This window comes from Planctomonas deserti (assembly GCF_003067705.1).
Taxonomy (GTDB): Bacteria; Actinomycetota; Actinomycetes; order Actinomycetales; family Microbacteriaceae; genus Planctomonas; species Planctomonas deserti.
Genome location: NZ_QANL01000117.1, coordinates 1 through 597, shown reverse-complemented (window position 1 = coordinate 597; position 597 = coordinate 1). Strand labels below are relative to the sequence as shown.

1 protein-coding gene is annotated in these 597 nt (G+C 64.7%); it reads right to left on the bottom strand.

Annotated elements, in window-relative coordinates; all coding sequences use genetic code 11:
* A partial coding sequence (locus DAI20_RS19850; RefSeq protein ID WP_108252899.1) for an ion transporter occupies positions 1-597 on the bottom strand: 597 nt, incomplete at both ends.

Genomic DNA, 597 nt, shown 5'->3' with positions numbered 1-597 from the left:
GCGGCCAGCTCGGCATCGCGCATGGTGCTGGCCAGTTCGGCGGTGTAGATGCCGGTGGGCACGGCGATGATGCTGTAACCGATCAGGATCAGCACCGAGGTGACGAAGCGGCCGAGCACGGTCTGCGGCACGATGTCGCCAAAGCCGACCGTGGCCATGGTCACCACCGCCCAGTGCATGCTGGCCGGGATGTTGGTGAAGCCGTGTTCGGGGCCCTCGATCACGTACATCAGCGCACCGGCGATGATGGTGATGGTGATCACCGTGAACAGGAACACCAGCACCTTGCGCCGGCTGCGCCACAGCGACGTCATCAACACGCCGCTTTCCTCGATGTAGCGGGTCAGCTTGAGGATGCGGAACACGCGCAGGATGCGCAGCGCGCGCACCACCAGCAGGCTCTGCGCGCCGGGGATGAACATCGACAGGTAGGCGGGCAGGATCGACAGCAGGTCGATGATGCCCCAGATGCTCACCGCGTAACGCAGCGGGCGTTTGACCACCGCCAGCCGCAGCAGGTACTCGGCGGTGAAGATGATCGTGAAGCCCCATTCCAGGATGTACAGGCCGGTGGACCATTCGGCATGCAGGTGCTGC